Source organism: Sutterella megalosphaeroides (assembly GCF_003609995.1).
Classification (GTDB): domain Bacteria; phylum Pseudomonadota; class Gammaproteobacteria; order Burkholderiales; family Burkholderiaceae_F; genus Sutterella; species Sutterella megalosphaeroides.
In genome coordinates this window covers 1,173,399-1,191,028 of the sequence record NZ_AP018786.1, presented here as the reverse complement: position 1 = coordinate 1,191,028, position 17,630 = coordinate 1,173,399, and the positions used below count along the sequence as shown (strand labels likewise).

The following is a 17,630-nucleotide window of genomic DNA, read 5'->3' as shown; positions in this document are numbered from 1 at the left end:
CCCGGCCGATCGACTCCGGAACGGGGTGCCCGTCAAGTATAGGGAATGCGGGAAGGAGAGGCGCTCTGCGCTCTTCACAGGGTTTTTCCGACCTTACGGACCCTCTTCGCTTGAGCACGGGCAGGCACCCGTGCTTTGCGACTCACGCGTACTCGCCCGCTTGCGCGCCGTAGAGAAAGTCGATCACGGACCTGGGCCTCGGGTAGAGCACACCGTCCCCGTCGCAGGCGCGCATCCAGTCGTGCGCTTCCTGCAACCACGCGGCGTCGAACGTCACGAACTCCCCGTCGCGCTCGAAGGCGGCTTCCGCGTGCAGGTGCGAAGAGAGTTTGTCCATCGTGACGGAAGAAACCGAGAGTACGTCTTCGATGTGCGCCCGACGTCCGGGCGAGGGCATCCGAACGATGTGTCGACCGCCCTCTTCCCGAATCGTGCCGTAAAAGACCGACCACGCAAGGAAAAAAGCCTGAAGACGCAAGGGCGCCTGGAGAAGCGCAAGCGTCGAAAAGGCCATGCGGTCGGAGAGGTTCCCGAGTTCGAACTGCGTGTAGAGAATGCGGAGAAAATCGTTCGCGTCGTCGCGCGCAAGAATCCGCTCTTCCGCATCGACATGCGGGATCATGCGCACGGTGCACTGCGAAAGCGCATAGTAGCGACCGATCGCCGGACGCCTCGTCACCCAATTCAGGTTCCCCGCCGCAAAGCGCCCCGCGGGCGAAAGGGCCATCGCACCCGAGCCGCTTCGACCGTCGAGGACCGCCGCAACACGCCCCGTCAGGCCCGACGTCACCGTGATGAAATGGGTCACCTGCGTCGTGGGAAAGAACTTTTCACCGGGCGCAAAGTGCACCTCCCGACCGCAAGTCTCGAAAAACTCGCGAATGATCGGGTGGAGCGGTACGGCAATCCAGGGAAGGATCGGAAGTCTCGGTCCGCGCGGCGACGACCAGGGCCCGGCAAAGCGCTTGAGCCCGACGGCGTCGATCCACGCGTCGGTAAAGCGGCGCATGGCGTCTCTCCTTTAGTGAAATATCCGATCGACCGGCTGCGCCTCGACGCCTCCCGCCGGTCCCTTTGTGACCGGTACCGGGCTCGTGCCCGACGCGTCTCAGCGGAAGTTCGACGACGGCAATTTTCTCCGTCGATCGGAATGTTTTCTTTTCCTCTTTTGTCATACGATTTCGTCTTGTGTCCTACCTCTCGGTTGGTCCTACCGCAAGGTCTTTTCCGGGGCACAACACCCGTAGGACAGCCTGAAAACCGTAGTGTTGTATTTTACCAACACTTGCATTCGGTCTTTTTTCGACGTGTTGCCTATCCGGCAATTCTAGTGGATTCCCTGTGCCGCAGGGAATTCGCCGTACTACAGGGTTTTTCCTTTTGTTCGACTCCCAAGTATTTGGGTGTTTGATACGTGTTTCGACCCCGAAAATTGTGCCTTCAACAACGAAGGCCCGAGCCGACCGACGACGATCAACGTCGATCGGTGAGCCTTCTGCGGAGCCGAGCGGCTTCGCGACGTTTTCAAATCCTTTTTGCAGGACCCCCATCATGAAGAAGAGTCTTCTTGCCGTGACCCTCGGCGCCGCTCTCGCGGGCCTTTCCTTTACCGCCACCGCCGCCGAAGTCGAAGTCTACGGCCTCATCGACACGAGCCTTTCCTACGTGCACAGCGACGCCGACCGCCCCGGCATCGATTCGACCGATTCCTTCACGATGGAAAACGCCAAGGAATTCGGTTCCCGCTTCGGCATCAAGGGTTCCGAAGACCTCGGCAACGGCTATAAGGTGGGCTTCGTGCTCGAATCGGGCATCAAGTCCGACGACGGCAGCCTCGACCAGGGCGGCAAGCTCTTCGGTCGCGAATCGCACGTCGACCTTCACGGCCCCTGGGGCAAGCTCTCCTTCGGTTTGATGCCCGTCTTCGGCAGCACGCTCGGCGCCGACGGCCTCTTCCGCGCGATCGATCCGCTCTTCGCGAACTACACCGTCGCCTTCGGTTCGGGCCACGTGACGGCCTCCTCCTGGACGCGCGTAGACAACGCGGTGAGCTACGTCACCCCGACCTTCGCGGGCTTCACGGGCTACGCGATGTACTCCTTCAAGAACAACTCCGCCGCTGTCGGTACCGAAGGCCACGGCGGCGAATCCGACCGCTACGCCGCTCTTGCCGCCCGCTACATGCAGGGCCCGCTCGAACTCGTCCTCGTCGGCGACACGACGATGTACGGCACGTACCGCAATGCCGGCGCCAATCCGTCGAAGAACGACGGCTGGACCGTGACGTTCGGCGGCAACTACTCGCTTGAAAACAACATCAAGTTCCTCGCCTTCACGCAGTTCTTCGGCGATATGGAACTCAACACGGCCGTCCGCTCGGGCGTCGGCAAGGAAGGCATCCTCGACATCACCCAGGGTTCGGGCTACGGCTTCGTGGACGGCTTCGGCGTCGGCCTCGGCATTCACGTTCCCGCCGGCAACGGCGTCCTCAAGGGCGCTCTCGCCTACCGCGACATGGACAACCGCCAGAACACAGACTTCACGCGCTGGGTGGCCTCCGCGGGCTACGACTATCCCCTCTCGAAGCGTACGGCGGTCTACGTGATGGGCGGCTACTCGCAGGAAAAGGTCGAACTGCAGGGGGGCGACTCCGCCAAGCCGAGCGGCTACGAACTCACCTCGGGTATCGTTCACCGCTTCTAATCCGAGAGGTCCTTCCGTACGGCCTCGCTTGAGCCCCTCGGGGAGTGCTTCGCGGCGCTCCCGCGAGGGCTCGGAGTCCAACGGATAGTTCCGGAACCCCAAAAGCCGGCACCCTTCGGGGCGTCGGCTTTTTCATGTCCGCAGGACGAGAAAAAAGCCGGAAACCCGATATGTATCGGCTTTCCGGCTACCTCCGTTTCGACCCCGCTCCCCTGCGGCATGCCGTACGGCATGCCGCAGGGTCCCCGGGGACGCACTCCTTTTTTTCGTCGTTCTCACAGGAGCGAGAGAACGTTCGAAAGGGTTGCAATACGGTTTTCGATCGTCTTCACTTCGACGTATTCGCGTTCGGAGTGGAAACCGGCACCCGCGGGAGCCACGCCGTCGACCACGGGAACGCCCGCTTCGGCGATACGGTTCGCGTCCGAACCGCCGCCCGCGTCGACCCAGCTCGCGTCGTAACCGGCGGCCTTCGCGGCGCGGTTCACAAGTTCGACGAGTTCCTTCGAGGCTTCCGTCACGGGCATCGCGGGCGAGGTGGAGACGCGGCGCGCTTCGCAGGTGATGCCGTCGCCCCAGTTCTGCTTGGCGAGGTTTTCGATACCCGCGTCGATTTCGCGACCGTCTTCGTCCTTCCAGCAGCGCGTATCGATCTTGATCGTGCACTTTTCGGGAACCGTGTTGCAGACGGTGCCGCCCTGGATGACGCCGACCGTAACGCTCGTACCCTTGCCTTCGTAGTCGGCGAGCTTGCTCACTTCAATCGTAAAGCGCGAGGCGGCGAGAATCGCCGAGCGACCGTCCTGCGGGTTGTTGCCCGCATGGGCGGCGACGCCGTGGAAGGTGATGTCCCAGACGGAACGGCCCTTGCGGGAGCGCACGAAGGCGCCCGACGCGCGGCCCGGTTCGCAGACGATGGCGCGACGGCTCTTCGAAGCCATTTCGCGCAACCACGGGCGCGAGGAGAGCGAGCTCACTTCTTCGTCGGGGTTGTACACAACCGCGATCGCAAGACGTTCGAGGTCTTCGGGACGAGCGTTTTTGAGGGCGTGGAAAATCGCGATGACACCCGCCTTGCAGTCGCCGCAGCCCGGACCGTAGACGCGGTCGCCTTCGATCTTGAAGGGGCGACGTTCGGCTTCGCCTTCGGGGAAAACCGTGTCGAGGTGGGCGTTGAACATGATGTCGTAGGTCGTCGCTTCCGGCTTGTTGGTCGCGAAAACGCCCTTGCCCGCCTTCGGGCCGACGTCGACGAGTTCGGTGTGCCAGCCGATCGAATCGAAGTGCGCCTTCATGATGTGCGCGACCTTCGTGACGCCTTCGACATTGGCGCTGCCGCAATCGATGTTGACGACTTCGGCGAGATCCTTCAAATAAGCTTCGAGCATGGGTCCTCTCCAAGAAAAAAGTGCGACGATCGCGGACGATTTCTTTTTCCGCCCCTGCGACCGTCTTCGGTCATTGGTCGAAGGAAATTGTCGCTTTCCGCAGGAAAAGAAACCATGCACCTTGGTTCAAGGCCCGGGGACGTCCTTATTCGGAGGGCTTCTCGGCCTCGGGCAGAAGCTCTCCGATCTGACGCAGGAATTCGTGCGCTTCGAGGGCCGAACGGACGCCAAGCTTGCGGCAGGCGTTCGCGCGGTGGATTTTCACCGTGTGCTCCTGAATCCCGAGGTCGAACGCGATCACCTTGTTCAAGCGATCGTCCGCCACGCACCGGATCACTTCCTTTTCGCGGTCCGTGAGGGTTTCGAAGGCCCCCTTCATCATGCGGATGCGGAAAGCCTCGCGCCGCGTTTCGATGTGGGCTTCCGAGAGGCGCCGCACTTTTTCGCGGAGCTGCGCGGGGTCGACGGGCTTTTCGCAAAAGTCGGCCGCCCCCTTTTTGAGGGCCATCACCGCCATGGCGACGTCGCCGTGGCCGGTAAGAAAGAGGATCGGGAGGTCGTTTCCGCGACGCAACAACTCGTCTTGCAGTTCGAGGCCGCTCATCCCGGGCATGCGCACGTCGAGAATAAGAACGCCCGGGCGACGGTTGTCATCACGCTCCAGAAACTCTTCCGCGCTCTCGAAGGCGATCGATTCGATCCCCGCCATGCGCAGGTTGAAGACCGTCGAGCGGCGAACCGTTTCATCGTCGTCGACGATGCGGGCGAGGGGTTGGAGCGCGGGAGGCGAGCCGAAGTCGAGCACGGGTTTTCTCCTTTAAAACAGTCGATCGAGGGGCGGTCGGTTAATTGGTCGGAAGGTCTTTCAGTCTGTCGATCATTCGTCCGAGAGGACATTTCGAGACGGGTCGGCCCCGTAGTGAGATGCGGGTACGGCCTTGGGAGCGGCCAACGTACCGTCCATGCCGTTCATGCCGCCCGTACCGTGCGAAGCATCCTCCGCTTCGACGGGGCGCTTGGCGATGAGAAGCGTCACGACAAGTCCTCGCTCGCCAGCACGACGGAAGAGGAGCCGCGCGGCGTGGCGCTCCGCGATCACGCGGGAAATCGAGAGTCCGAGACCGAGCCCTTCGAATTTTTCACTCGTCACGGGGTGGGAGAGTTCGGCGAACTTTGCGTCGTCGATCCGGGGACCGTTGTCTTCGACCTCCAGGCACCACTTTTCGCCCGACGCGTCGTCCGACACACGAATGCGGATTTCACCGTGCCCGTCGGGCGAAGACTTTGCGGCGTGAAGCGCGTTTTTGAGGCAGTTCACGACGAGGAGTTCAAGCTCCAGCGGATCGCCCGAAACGGGCGCTTCGGGGAGAAATTCGCCCGAAACGCGCACGCCGGTCAAGTCCGCTCCCGAGCGGAAGGTCGTGAAGGCGCGTTTGGCAACGACGCAGAGGTCGCTCGGTTGCCGCACGTCCGACTTTCCTTTCGCATAGGCGCGCACGCGCTCGACGATGCTTGAGACGCGCTCCGCCTGCCGGGCGATTTCGCGGGTCGCCTCTTCAACGACGGGATCTTGTTTGCCGCTCAGGTAGAGGGCGAGCCCGTCCGCGTAGTTGACGAGCCCTGCCACGGGCTGGCGCAATTCGTGCGCGATCATGCTTGAGAGCTCCGACACGATCCCCGCACGCTCGAGTTGCGACAAGCGTTCGCGGCTCACGCGCGCCGTCTGCTCCAGCGTGGTCTTCTCGTCGATTACGGCAACGAGCTCCTTGGTACGGCGCGCGACGACGCCGCTTACCGACACGCTGTAGAGAATCGCGCCGCCGAGGAGCAACACCGAAATGACGAGCGCGTACTTGTAGCGATCGAGCGCGGCCGAGGGCTCGGCGTGCTCGCTCGGGGCGCTCCCGAAGCGAGCGACCAAGCGCCTCACCGACCGAAAGTCGTTCGCAACGGTCCAGGCGTAGCCCGAGGCGCTTTCGGGAATCAAAAAAACCGCGGCCGCGGCGCGGCGACGCACCGAGTCGGAAAGGTCGGGCCGCGCCGCGAGAACCAGGTCCGGATAGAGTTCGGTCGAGGTGCGGCACGCGAGCGCTTCGCTCGTGCGTTCCCCGACGACCTTGAGTGCCTGCGGGTGCACGAGACCGCGCGCGACGAGCGTTTCGTACTCACAGGTTCTGAGGAACCCCACGTCGGTTTCTTTGCGTAGCACGCGCTCGACGACGGAAAGGCCCGAATCACCCGTGAAGCGGGGTTTCCCGAGAAAGTGCTCTGGGTAGGAGGTGACGTTCGCGATTTCGCCGAGCACCGCCGTCCAAGAAGGAAAGGACTGCGAACTCGCGGCGGCCGCACGAGCCGTTCTCAGGTCCGCGATCGTCGCGTAGCGGTCGTCGGCCGCTCGAGCTACGACCAAGCCCCCGACCGCATGCTCGGGGTCCGAAGCCTGCGGGATTTTGCGCGTCGCAAGCCACGATGAGCCCGCACCGTGCGTGAGGTAAGCGAAAAAGCCGCTCGAGACGACGTAGAGATCGACCTCGCGCTTCACAACCGCCAGAATGAGGTCGAATTTGCTCATCTCCCGCCACTCGATCCGGTGGTCGGGAAAGGCGCGCCGAAGCGCTTCGTAGGTGGGAAGGAGCAATTCTTCCCGGAACCCCGGTTCGTCCGACGCCGGCACCCCGAAAACGAGCGTCGGCGTGTCGCCCGTACGGCCTTCCTCGGGTTCCGCTTCGTTTTCGGAAAAGACGTGCCGCGGCAAAGCCGCAACGGCGGGACGAGGTTCGGGGTCGTCTTCCGCAAGGGGCGCCGAGGCGGATGCGCTCGAAGGGCCCGAGGGCGTCGACAGAGCGGACTGTTGCGAGACCGTCGAACCGTTCGAAGGCTTCACGTCCGTCGGGAGGCTCTGCGCTCGCGCGTCCGCATCGAAAGAAGCGCAAGACGCTGCAAGGAAAAGCGCGAAGAGAAACGCAACGGCGGCACGATGCGGCACGCCGGGGCAACGAACGGAAGCGGGGCGACGAAGGAAGCGCATGGGTCGAAAAGCGTACGAGTGGCCGGACGTTCGGCGGTCGAAATCTCGGGGCGTGTCGCTCGGGAACCGAAAAACCGTCGTCGTACGCCCTCAACCAATAATAGCGGTCGAGCCGGAAGCCGCGAACCTGCCGATATGCAAAAAGGCGCCCGGGGGCGCCTTGCCGTGCGCCTCCGAGCGCGCAGGCCTGGGTCGGCCGGGGCTCGTTCGTGCGAGCCCCTCTCGACCGGGCATCGACGCGGTCGTCGATCAATTGAGGATGATGGTCGTCAGCATCATCACGATCAGCCCGCCCGTCATCGGGATGGCGGTGCGACGAACGAGCGCGAAGGGATTGATCCCGGAGCACCCGGCCACCGCGACCACCACGGCCGTGATCGGAGACATGACACGAGCAAGCCCAGTCGAGAGCTGCATCGGCATGAGAAGAAGAATCGTCGAGACGCCGAACTGCTGCGCGAAGTCGGGAACGAGCGGCGCGAAGGCGAAGAAGGGAGCGTTCCCGGAGCCCATCACGACCGAAGAAATCGAGATGAAGGCGACAACCACGATCATGATCGCGTAGGCGGGGAGCCCCAGGTGCTTCGTACCTTCGATGAGGTAGTCGATCGTGCCCGTGGCAATGAGGCCCTTCGCGAAGAGTTCGCCCGCGACGATGAGCGTAATCACGGTGGCAAACTGTTTACCCATCATGTTAAAGAACTCGGTCGCGGTCGTGAGCACTTCCTTCGGCGTCTTGCGGAAGAGTTCGCAAACGAGCGCCACCGTGAAGGAGATGAACATCGCGGTCGGGACGTCGAGCTTGATGCTCGAAATCACGAAGCGGTTGAAGACGAAGAGGAGGACGAGCGGAATCATCGGGAGGAAGCCGTACCAGACGGGAGCGCCCTTGCTGTCGAGGTCGCTCTGCTTCGCGATCGATTCGTCGATTTCGTTGGCCTTGTCGCCGTCCTTGCGGTCGAAGTAGCGCTGCGTGAAGTAGTGAAGGATCGCAACCGCAATCGTCACGACGATGCCGACCGGGATCTGGTACTCGATGAAGTAGGTCATCGTGTCCATGCCCGCCACCTGAGCGGCGTAGTTCGCGGCACCCGAGGTCGGCCCCATGTCAAGGCACGAGACCGTGGCAATGAGGGCGGCGGCCGAAAGGCGCGAGACGCCGAGCTTCACGAGCACGGGGTACATCGTCACCATCAAGAGCATGGCGAGGCCCGAAGCCGACGGGATGAAGAGGTCCGCGAGGGCGCCGATCACGTAGCTCATCGCAAGCACCACGTAGGGCGAGCGGAAGACGCGAAGCGGACGCGAAATGTAGTCGGCCATGACGGCGCTCGCGCCGATCTTCGACATGTAGGTCGAGTAGCCGGCGGCCGACATGATGAGAAGACCGATCCCCGCGAGGCGCGACGACATGATCGACGAAATGCACTTGAAGAAGTCGAAGCCGACGAAACCCGTGCTCGCGACGCCCTTCGGAAGAATCTGAGCGCCGTTGGGAAGGAGCCCGGCCATGTCCATGAGCACCGCGCTCAAAAGCAGCACGAGGCCGCCGAAAAAGAGGACGAATTGGGCTTTAAGTTTTTTAAGAAGGATCCGGACCACCATGATGGTGACCAGGAGGGAAATGATGACGCCGATCATTTGTTTCGGCTCCTTTATTGGGGTTGAACGGTCGTGGGTCTCAATGCCGCCCGCGAATCGCGGCGCATTCGACGAGAGAGGCAGTCGAGCGCAGCCGGAAATCGCGGCACGGGCACGGTGGCATTGTGCGACGGACCGCCCCTCGGGCGCCTTGTACCTTGGTGCAATGTACGAAGCATCTTCACGCTTCGATAATGGTTCGCGACCGTTTTCAAGGAAGGCCCCTGCGAGGGGCGTTCCCCGACCACCACACGTTCCATGACAAAGAGGAGTCAACCCATGGACAAGAAATCCGAACTTCTGACGCGTTTCAAGCGTTACGTCGCGATCAGCACCCAGTCGAACCCCAAGGCGGGCGTCGTCCCGAGCAATCCCGCCGAACGGGACCTTGCGGAACTCCTCGCGAAGGAACTCGCTGAACTCGGACTCGTCGACATTGAAATTTCCGAGCACGCCGTGCTCACCTCGAAGCTCCCGAGCAACCTCCCCGCCGGGCAAACCGCGCCCGCCGTCGGCTGGATGGTGCACATGGACACCGTGGACGTGGGCCTTTCCCCCGTCATTCACCCGCAGGTCGTCGAAAACTACCAAGGGGGCGACATCCTCCAGAACGAAGCCGAAAACATCTGGATTCGCGTGAAGGAACACCCCGAAATCGAACGCTACAAGGGCGACGACATCGTCATCTCCGACGGCACCTCGGTGCTCGGCGCCGACGACAAGTCCGCAATCGCGAACGTCATGACGGCGCTTGCGATCCTCAAGGAAGAAAACCGTCCGCACGGCGACATCTACATCTGCTTCGTTCCCGACGAAGAACTCGGCGAACAGGGCGCCCGCAAGCTCGACCTCGCGAAATTCCCCGTCGACTACGCCTACACGATCGACTGCTGCGAGCTCGGCGAAGTCGTTTGGGAAACGTTCAATGCCGGGAATGCCAAGCTCACCGTCAAGGGGATTCCCGCCCATCCGATGTCGTCAAAAGGGGTGCTCGTCAACCCGATTCTCGTCGTGCACGACTTCATCGCGATGCTCGATCGCGGCGAAACGCCCGAATACACCGAAAACCGCGAAGGCTTCATCGTCCTGAAGACGCTCCAGGCGAATCCCTCCCAGGCCGTCCTCACGATGAAGATCCGAGACCACAACAAGGCGCTCTACGAAGCGAAGAAGGCGAAGCTCGTGGCCGCCGCCGAGTACCTCCGCGTGCGTCATCCGCGCGCCGTGATCGACATCGAGCTCTCCGACTCCTACGCCAACATCGCCGACTCGATCCGCGACGACAACCGCGAAGGCATCGACCGCCTCTACCGCGCGCTCGAAGCCGTGGGCGTCGAAGCGAAGACGACCGCCATGCGCGGCGGCACGGACGGCTCGTACCTGTCCGTGAAGGGCGTCCTCACCCCCAACTACTTCACGGGCGCGCACAACTTCCACAGCCGTGCGGAATTCCTCCCGATGAACTCCTGGGTGAAGAGCCTGGAAGTCACGCTCGAACTCATGACCGCGAAGGCCTGAGGTCCCGTTGAATTCCCGAGGGCGGGCTTGAGGAGAAACTCGGGCCCGCACGTGGGAAATCTTGACCTCAGCCCACAAGAAACGGGCGTTCCGGAAATCCGGAACGCCCGCTTTGCTTTTGCACCTCGGGCACTCTCGGGAGTGCAGGGCGCAGAGCCTCGCATCGAGGTTGCTCTTACGCCGAGAGCTTCTCGACCTCGCCGAGCAGTTCGGTGAGTTTGAAGACGATGCATCGTTGTTCCTGAATCGGAGGAAGAGGTATCAGTGTTTCCCCAACTCCTTTGCCTGAAATCTCTTCGGGCTTTGAGGTGGCGCAAAGCGTGCGCTCCGCATTCGGGTCGCTCGCCGTGCGGTCAACCCGTCTTACAGTCGCTCGAATTCCTTCTTCATTCTTCGGAGAAAATCACCAAACCTCCGTAAATTCGAAAGAAACCCGACGGCTTTTTCAGATAAAAAAAGAGGCGTTGCCGCATAACTCAAGCCGTCCGAAGCCCAATTACACGGAACACCCGTCGTTCGAAAATTGTAGATCGATTTCGGTTCCCGCGTCAAAGCGGCTTTATGGCCTCTTTGACGCATCACGGCCGCGGTGCCGCCTTCTTATCGCGCATTCCGGTCCGCTTCGTTTCTCGCCGCGCTTTCGCGCAATGTCCGCAGGAGTTCATCGAGAAGCCCCTCTTCCTCAAACTCGTTTTCGCGCATACGCCGGCATAGCCGCAGCGTGCGTACGGACCACGCATCCGAGAGCGGCACCGTCACCGCACCCTCACGCTCGATCAGACGAAAAGCCGGCACGACCGTCACGCCCGCCCCTCGGGCCACCAGAGCGACCGCCGCCTCCCAGTTCGCCACGCGAATTCGCGGAACGAGTCGGATACCCGAAATCCTCGCCCGTTCGTCCAAAAAATCCTGCATGGCGGAGACTGGACCGATGGACACGTAGGGTTCGGCGGCAAGTCTCGCAAAATCGACGCGTTCTAGATCGGCCAGGACGGAGCCCTCCGGTACGACCGCCACAAGCCGATCAACGGCGTAGGGCTCGAACGTCACCGACGGGCACTCCCCCGCAAATGCGGTCACTCCTACATCGGCCAAGCCCGAGGCGACTTCTTCGACCACTTGTTCGGAAGCACACTCGTCGACCTCGACGGTCATCTCGGGATGCACCTCGAGGAAGCGACCGAGTCCCTCCGGCAGAAACGACCGCAAAGCATTTTCATTCGAGACGATGCGCAGCACGGCACGCTTGCGACGAGCAAAGCGCTCGAGCGATGCCTGAAGGTCGGAAGCTTCGCTCAAAATCGTCCGGGCATGCCTTGCAAACGCTCGTCCCGCCTCGGTGGGCACGGCCCCGCGACTCGTACGTCGAAAAAGCGTCACGTCGAGTCCGCGCTCAAGCGCGGCGAGCTTCGCCGCGGCGGAACTCGGCGCGAGATGCACGGCCTCGGCCGCGCCCGAGACGCTGCCGGCGCGCTCCACCGCAAGGACCAGTCGAAGGTCGGAAAGATCAAAACGAATCACGAAACATCACCGCGCAGAACGACTCCCGCACCTCGCGGGAACCTCCGGTTTCCGGCAATTCCGATGCCGGGCTTCCGAAATTTTAACAAGCGGCGGCCGGCGGCCGTCTTTAAGCTTGCCTTAAGCCTCTTCCTTCGTTTTCATCCCCGCGTCGCTGGGAGAAACTCCGGAGAGGTCCGACCGCACCACCCCAAGGAGAACCTTTCATGCGTCTACGATCCTCCGCCCTCGCGATCCTCGCCCTCTTCGCGACCTCCGCCGCCTTTGCGACCTCAACCGTTCCCGACCCCGCCGCTCACCTTGCGGGCGCCCACGCCGCCAAAGGCGTGATGTGCGAATCGTGTCACAAGTCAGGGACCTCGGTCTCGGACGGAGAGCGCGAAGTGAATGCCTCCTGCGTAGGATGCCACGGCCCCATGGAAAAGATTCCGGCTTCAAGCGAAGGCCCGAATCCGCACAAGTCCCACCTCGGCGACATTCAGTGCACGACCTGCCACCGCGCCCACGAGTCTTCCCGCGCGTACTGCCTCGAGTGCCACGACTTTCCGCAATTCGAGAAAATGCCCTTTGCGAGCCCCAAGCGTCCGGCGCCCAAACCGCTCGACGACTTTACGCACGCCAAACCCGAGCGCGTCGAAACGGTCGACCTCGTGGTCGTGGGTTCCGGGGCGGCGGGCTTCGTCGCCGCCATGGAGGCTCACGACCGCGGCGTGCGCAACATCGTCATTCTCGAGAAGATGCCGATTCCGGGCGGCAACTCCCAGCTTGCCGCGGGCGGCATGAACGCCGCCGGAACGAGTTTCCAGAAGGCACAGGGCATCGAGGACCGTGCCGAACTGATGGCCGCCGACACGATGAAGGGCGGCAAGAACGTCTCCGATCCCGCGTTGGTCGACGTACTCGCCCGCGAATCCGCGGCCTCCGTCGAGTGGTTGCGCGAACGCGGCGCTCCCCTTGAGAACGTCGCCCGAGGGGCGGGCGCCTCCGCCGCCCGCATGCACGGTCCCAAGGGCGGCCTTGCCGTGGGCCCCTATCTCTCGGCCTTCTTCCGCAAGAATGTCGACCAATTGGAAGGCGTCGACCTGCGGCTCAATTCCCGCATGGTCAAGCTTGTCCGGAACGATCGGGGCGACGTCACGGGCGTTCTTGTGGAAGGACTCCACACGGGGCTCTATCAACTCGACGCCAAAGCCGTGATCCTCGCGACGGGCGGGCTCGGCGCCAACAAGGCGCTCGTGAAGAAATATCGTCCCGACATCAGCCCCGAAACGAAGACTTCGAACCAACCCGGTACGACCGGCGACGGGATGATTCTCGGCGAAGAGGCCGGTGCCGCTTTGGTGGACGTGCAAGAAATCCAATTGAATCCGACGCTTCTGGTCGGCTCTCCCGTCATCATCTCTGAAACCGTTCGCGGCCAGGGAGCGGTCTTCGTCAACCGCGAAGGGAAGCGCTTCATCCAGGAACTCGCCACCCGCGACGTCACGAGTGCGGCCGTCTCCAAGCAAACGGGCGGCACCGCGTTTGAAATCTTCGACGACGGCGTGCGGGAACGCGTCGCGCAACTCAAGGCCGCGTTCGAACTCGGACTCGCCAAGGAAGGGAACACCCTCGAAGAGCTCGGGCGCAACGCCGGAATCGACCCCGCCAACCTGAAGGCCACGATCGAGCGCTACAACGCCATGGCTCGCGCCGGGAAGGACGACGAGTTCGGTCGTCCCGACATCAAGATCGAGCTCAAAGGTCCGCGCTACTACGCCATCGAAATCACGCCCGCCATCCATTACGCCATGGGCGGCCTCAAAATCGACACCGACACGCGCGTGATCGACAAGGCGGGCAAGCCCATCGCGAACCTTTTCGCAGCGGGCGAAACCACCGGGGGCGTTCACGGGAAAAACCGTCTGGGCGGCAACTCCATCAGCGAAACCATCACGTTCGGTCGCATCGCGGGCGACCGTGCGGCCGATGCGATCTTGAAGAAGTGACACCCTTCCCGCTCTGACGAGCGGATACGCACCATCGAGCCGTCGGGCGGACTTTACGGTCCGCCCGACGGGCTTTTCTACGGATTCCGGCTCGCGCTTGACACACTCCGCACGACATCGTCGAAATCGAGAGCTCCGTTCACAGCCCGCATCAAGACCAACTCTGAAACTCAGCTTTGACCCGCTCCGATGCCATGGCATCCCGTAGTTCACAACACGATGAACACACAAACCATTATTGCCGAGCCGCCCGCAAAGGGTTGCGGGTCCCGCCGCGAAAGGACGGCCGGCCCCGGAACCTTCGTCACTCCCGGATTTTCCACCCGCGGGTCACGAGAATGACCGCCGCGGCCGTAACGGCGCAGGCCGTGAGCGCCACGACCACGAGGCTCGTGCCGATGTCGGTCGTGCCGCGGCCGAAAAAGCCCTGCCGAAAGCCGTCGACGAGGTAGAAAAACGGATTGAACGCACTCAACGTGCGCCCGACGGGCGGGAGCGACTCGACAGAGTAGAAAACCCCCGACAGGAAGGTGAGCGGCATGACGACGAAATTCATGACGGCGCCCATCTGGTCGTACTTCTCGGCCCAGAGCGCCGTGATGAGACCGAGCGACGCCATGATCGCCGCGCCGCAGAAGGCAAAGGAGAAAAGGACGAGAGGCGAGGCGACGGGGGGCGCCGCCCAGAGCGCACACACCGCGTAGAGCCCCGCGCCGACCAAGGCCGCGCGCACGAAGCTCGCGCAGATGTAGGCGGCTGCGAGCTGCGGCCCGGGAATGGCGGGCAGCAAAATGAAGACGAGGTTCCCGGAAATCTTCGACTGGATGAAGCTTGAGGCCGTGTTCGAAAAGGCGTTTTGAAGTACGGACATCATGATGAGGCCCGGAATGATGAATTCCGTGTAGGAAACGCCCTCGTAGACGGGGAGATGCTTCGCGAGCGCCTCGCCGAAGACGACCAAATAGAGGAATCCCGTCAGAATCGGCGCCCCCACGGTGTGAATCCACACCTTCAGAAAGCGCAGGAGCTCCTTGCGAAAGAGCGTCACGAAGGGCGTCCACGTCACTTTTCACCTCCCGTAATGTGCAAAAAGACGTCCTCCAGGTCGGGCTGCCCGACCGTGAGGTTTTCGACCGTCGTGCCGAAGCGCATCATGCGTTCAAGCTTCGCGGCAACGTCCGATGCGTCCGCGACGCGAAGCGCGACGTCGGCGCCGTGCCGGCGCAAAAGGTCCCCCTCGAATTCGGGGGAAGGTCGCCTGCCGCAAGGCGACAGCGCATCACCCGCCCTTCGAAGCGCGAGAGGAGCGCTTCCGTCCGATCAAGCGCAACGAGCTCCCCTTTTTGCATGATCGCAAGCCGCTGACAGAGGGCCTGGGCCTCGGCAAGGTAGTGGGTCGTGAGAACGATCGTGTGCCCCTGCGCGTGCAGGCTCCCGATGAAGGCCCAGAGGTGTTCGCGCAGCTCGACGTCGACCCCTGCCGTCGGCTCGTCGAGAACGATGACGGCGGGTTTGTGCACGAGTGCCTGCGCGACCAGGACGCGTCGCTTCATGCCGCCCGAGAGCTGTCGCATGCCCGCGTCCGCTTTGTCGGCCAAGCCGAGACGCTCGAGAATTTCGTCGATCCAGGCGTCGTTCTTCCTTACGCCCCAATAGCCCGACTGAAACCGCAACGTTTCGCGCACGGTGAGAAACGGATCGAACGTGATTTCGTGACTGCTCCCCGTCCAAGCTGACGCTTGGGCGAGGCTTCCTGCTTCTTCGCAGACGGCCGGGCATGCCCGGACTTACACCCGCTCCACAGGCTTTTCGCGCAACTTTACGCGCGAAGGACGACCAGCCCGTTCGCCCTCAACATTCTTATGCCCTCCGCCTTCAGGTTCACCGCGGCATTTACGTCGCGGTCGAGGTGCGCACCGCATTTCGGGCACGTCCACGATCGAACCGACAGATCGAGCTCGTCTCGTTTGTACCCGCACTGCGAGCACGTTTTCGAGGACGGAAAGTAGGTGTTGACGTGAACGACGTAACGTCCCTCACGTTCGGCCTTGTACTCGGTCATACGGACGAACTCACCCCAACTCGCATCCGCAATGGCGCCGGCGAGATGATGGTTCTTGAGCATGTTCTTGATTTTCAAAGTCTCGACGACTAATGCTTGGCTTTCGTTCACCAGTTTTCGAGACACCTTGTTCAGAAAGTCCTTCCGAATGCGGGCTACGCGTCGATGCTGTTTGGCCAAGCGACGACGCGCTTTCTCCCGATTCGCGCTTCCCTTCTGTTTGCGAGACAGAGCCCGCTGCGCCTTTGCGAGACGCTTTCGTGCACGGCGATAAGCCTTCGGTGCTTTGATCTTGCGGCCGTTCGAGTCGGTGACGAAGGACTTGAGTCCCACGTCGCACCCGACAACCTCGGAGGCACGCACGGCTTTCGGCTTGACCGCATTGCTCTTCCCGTCGTCGTAAAGGATTGAGGCAAAGAAATCACCGCAGGTATCGAGCTTGAGCGTGATGCTCTTCACCTTGCCCTCCACCGGGCGGTGGATCACCGCCTTGATAGGGGCCATCTTTGGGACTTTGATGAAATCCTCTCCGACGGAAACGCCCGTGCAGTGATAACTCGATTGCTCGCCGCGTCGGCTCTTGAAGTGCGGGAAGCCCGCCTGCTTCTTGAAGAAGCGCGAGAAGGCGGAACCGAGATGGCGCAGGCTCTCCTGCAACGCCATGCTATCGTAGTCCTTGAGCCACGCGTACTTGGGATGCCGTTTGGCGACGGGAAGAAGTTTCTTCAGGTCGTGGACGGGATCGAGATTGGTTCCCTTGACGCGGTAAAAGTGCCGCTTGAGAAAGAGGCCCTTGTTCCAAACGAACCGCACGGCGCCGAACTGACCGCGCAGGAAGTGCGCTTGTTCGGGCGTGGGGTAGAGTCGTACACGGAGGGCTTTAAGCATTGGCGGTCATTTTGCAATTCATTGCTATAATTGAAATTATAGCACTTATTTTAAAAAGGCGCTCAATGTTCGACGACTATGATAAGCGACGCCACAGCGTCACCAAGCTTTGCGTTCATCTCGTGTTCACCACGAAATACCGCCGCAAGGTTATGACGCCACCGATCCTCGAAGAGATGAAGGTGACGTTACGGGAAACGGCAGAGAAAATCGGCTGTACCGTCAAGGAGATTAACGGGGAGGAGGATCACATACATCTCCTGCTGTTGTTCCCTGCGGACATGAGCATCTCGTCGATGGTGAATTCGTTGAAAACCGTTTCATCACGGATGATTCGCAAAAACCATCCTAACATTCTTCACGGCGGCAACACGGGGCTTTTTTGGTCCCGGTCTTATTTCGCCGCGACGGCAGGTGGCGTCACGGTTGACGTGTTGAAGCGCTACGTCGAGTCTCAAGGGACACGTAGCCGTCATTCCTCCCCGCCCTTAGAGGGCGAGGGTTCCTGACGGGTTTTGCTGAGGCACGATTCCGAGCTGCAACGAGGCCGCACGGCGGTCCGTCGCCGTATCGAGGCCGCGCACGCGAATGCGCCCGCTCGTGGGCGTTGCAAGCCCTCCGAGGCAGGAAATGAGGGTCGACTTCCCCGCCCCGTTCGGGCCGAGAAGACCGAAGAATTTCCCCTCTTCGACCGTAAAGGAGACGTCCTTCAGGGCCGCCACGCCCGTGCGGTAGGTTTTCCCGAGGTGCTCGATCGCGATGGCGCTCGGGCGGCCGGCGGGGGTAGAAATCGGCGGAGTCGGCTTACTCAAAACGGAAGTCATGGTCGTACGGAAGTCGTGAGCGGGTCTTGTCGACCGTCGGGCCGCACCGTGCGGCGTGCGACGTCGGAC

The 17,630-nt window shown here is 62.1% G+C and carries 13 protein-coding genes and 1 pseudogene; 4 read left to right on the top strand and 10 right to left on the bottom strand.

Features of this window, described 5'->3' with window-relative positions; all coding sequences use genetic code 11:
• Positions 1-142 precede the first annotated feature (142 nt).
• Complete coding sequence (locus S6FBBBH3_RS05120) at positions 143-1,009, bottom strand: cyclic nucleotide-binding domain-containing protein (RefSeq protein WP_120176723.1); 867 nt, start codon at positions 1,007-1,009, stop codon at positions 143-145.
• Between the two features lie 542 nt (positions 1,010-1,551).
• On the opposite strand from S6FBBBH3_RS05120, the gene S6FBBBH3_RS05115 reads away from it, so the two are divergent.
• The gene (locus tag S6FBBBH3_RS05115) at positions 1,552-2,703 is read left to right on the top strand and encodes a porin (RefSeq protein ID WP_120176722.1); all 1,152 of its coding nucleotides are present in this window, start codon (positions 1,552-1,554) and stop codon (positions 2,701-2,703) included.
• Between the two features lie 275 nt (positions 2,704-2,978).
• Here the strand turns inward: S6FBBBH3_RS05115 and S6FBBBH3_RS05110 are convergent, their stop codons facing one another.
• The 4 genes from S6FBBBH3_RS05110 to dcuC all read right to left on the bottom strand — a co-directional run bounded on the left by S6FBBBH3_RS05110 (position 2,979) and on the right by dcuC (position 8,760).
• Positions 2,979-4,091 (bottom strand): M20 family metallopeptidase, encoded by a 1,113-nt coding sequence (locus tag S6FBBBH3_RS05110; RefSeq protein WP_120176721.1) that lies wholly within the window; start codon positions 4,089-4,091, stop codon positions 2,979-2,981.
• Between the two features lie 145 nt (positions 4,092-4,236).
• Positions 4,237-4,896 (bottom strand): response regulator transcription factor, encoded by a 660-nt coding sequence (locus tag S6FBBBH3_RS05105; protein ID WP_232008838.1) that lies wholly within the window; start codon positions 4,894-4,896, stop codon positions 4,237-4,239.
• 72 nt (positions 4,897-4,968) lie between these two features.
• Complete coding sequence (locus S6FBBBH3_RS05100) at positions 4,969-7,119, bottom strand: sensor histidine kinase (RefSeq protein ID WP_120176720.1); 2,151 nt, start codon at positions 7,117-7,119, stop codon at positions 4,969-4,971.
• 249 nt (positions 7,120-7,368) lie between these two features.
• Positions 7,369-8,760: a C4-dicarboxylate transporter DcuC gene (gene dcuC, locus S6FBBBH3_RS05095; RefSeq protein WP_120176719.1), complete on the bottom strand. Its 1,392-nt coding sequence runs from the start codon at positions 8,758-8,760 to the stop codon at positions 7,369-7,371.
• A 279-nt stretch (positions 8,761-9,039) separates the two neighbouring features.
• Between dcuC and pepT the strand changes: the two genes are divergently transcribed.
• Complete coding sequence (gene pepT, locus S6FBBBH3_RS05090; RefSeq protein WP_120176718.1) at positions 9,040-10,278, top strand: peptidase T; 1,239 nt, start codon at positions 9,040-9,042, stop codon at positions 10,276-10,278.
• A 600-nt stretch (positions 10,279-10,878) separates the two neighbouring features.
• Here the strand turns inward: pepT and S6FBBBH3_RS05085 are convergent.
• Positions 10,879-11,799, bottom strand: coding sequence for a LysR substrate-binding domain-containing protein (locus tag S6FBBBH3_RS05085; RefSeq protein WP_120176717.1), 921 nt, complete (start codon positions 11,797-11,799; stop codon positions 10,879-10,881).
• 206 nt (positions 11,800-12,005) lie between these two features.
• On the opposite strand from S6FBBBH3_RS05085, the gene S6FBBBH3_RS05080 reads away from it, so the two are divergent.
• Positions 12,006-13,787 (top strand): flavocytochrome c, encoded by a 1,782-nt coding sequence (locus S6FBBBH3_RS05080; protein ID WP_120176716.1) that lies wholly within the window; start codon positions 12,006-12,008, stop codon positions 13,785-13,787.
• A gap of 304 nt (positions 13,788-14,091) precedes the next feature.
• On the opposite strand, the gene S6FBBBH3_RS05075 is transcribed toward S6FBBBH3_RS05080, so the two are convergent.
• The 3 genes from S6FBBBH3_RS05075 to S6FBBBH3_RS05065 form a co-directional block, all read right to left on the bottom strand.
• Complete coding sequence (locus S6FBBBH3_RS05075; protein ID WP_120176715.1) at positions 14,092-14,853, bottom strand: ABC transporter permease; 762 nt, start codon at positions 14,851-14,853, stop codon at positions 14,092-14,094.
• A gap of 85 nt (positions 14,854-14,938) precedes the next feature.
• Positions 14,939-15,472 (bottom strand): ATP-binding cassette domain-containing protein, encoded by a 534-nt coding sequence (locus tag S6FBBBH3_RS05070; protein WP_408646494.1) that lies wholly within the window; start codon positions 15,470-15,472, stop codon positions 14,939-14,941.
• A gap of 134 nt (positions 15,473-15,606) precedes the next feature.
• On the bottom strand, positions 15,607-16,737 hold the full coding sequence (locus S6FBBBH3_RS05065; RefSeq protein ID WP_120176714.1) for an RNA-guided endonuclease InsQ/TnpB family protein: 1,131 nt from the start codon (positions 16,735-16,737) through the stop codon (positions 15,607-15,609).
• 65 nt (positions 16,738-16,802) lie between these two features.
• On the opposite strand from S6FBBBH3_RS05065, the gene tnpA reads away from it, so the two are divergent.
• A complete protein-coding gene (gene tnpA, locus S6FBBBH3_RS05060) occupies positions 16,803-17,246 on the top strand; it encodes an IS200/IS605 family transposase (protein WP_120177830.1) in 444 nt (147 codons plus the stop codon).
• A 6-nt stretch (positions 17,247-17,252) separates the two neighbouring features.
• Here the strand turns inward: tnpA and S6FBBBH3_RS05055 are convergent.
• A pseudogene (locus S6FBBBH3_RS05055) lies at positions 17,253-17,561 on the bottom strand (ATP-binding cassette domain-containing protein); the annotation flags it as partial.
• Positions 17,562-17,630 lie beyond the last annotated feature (69 nt).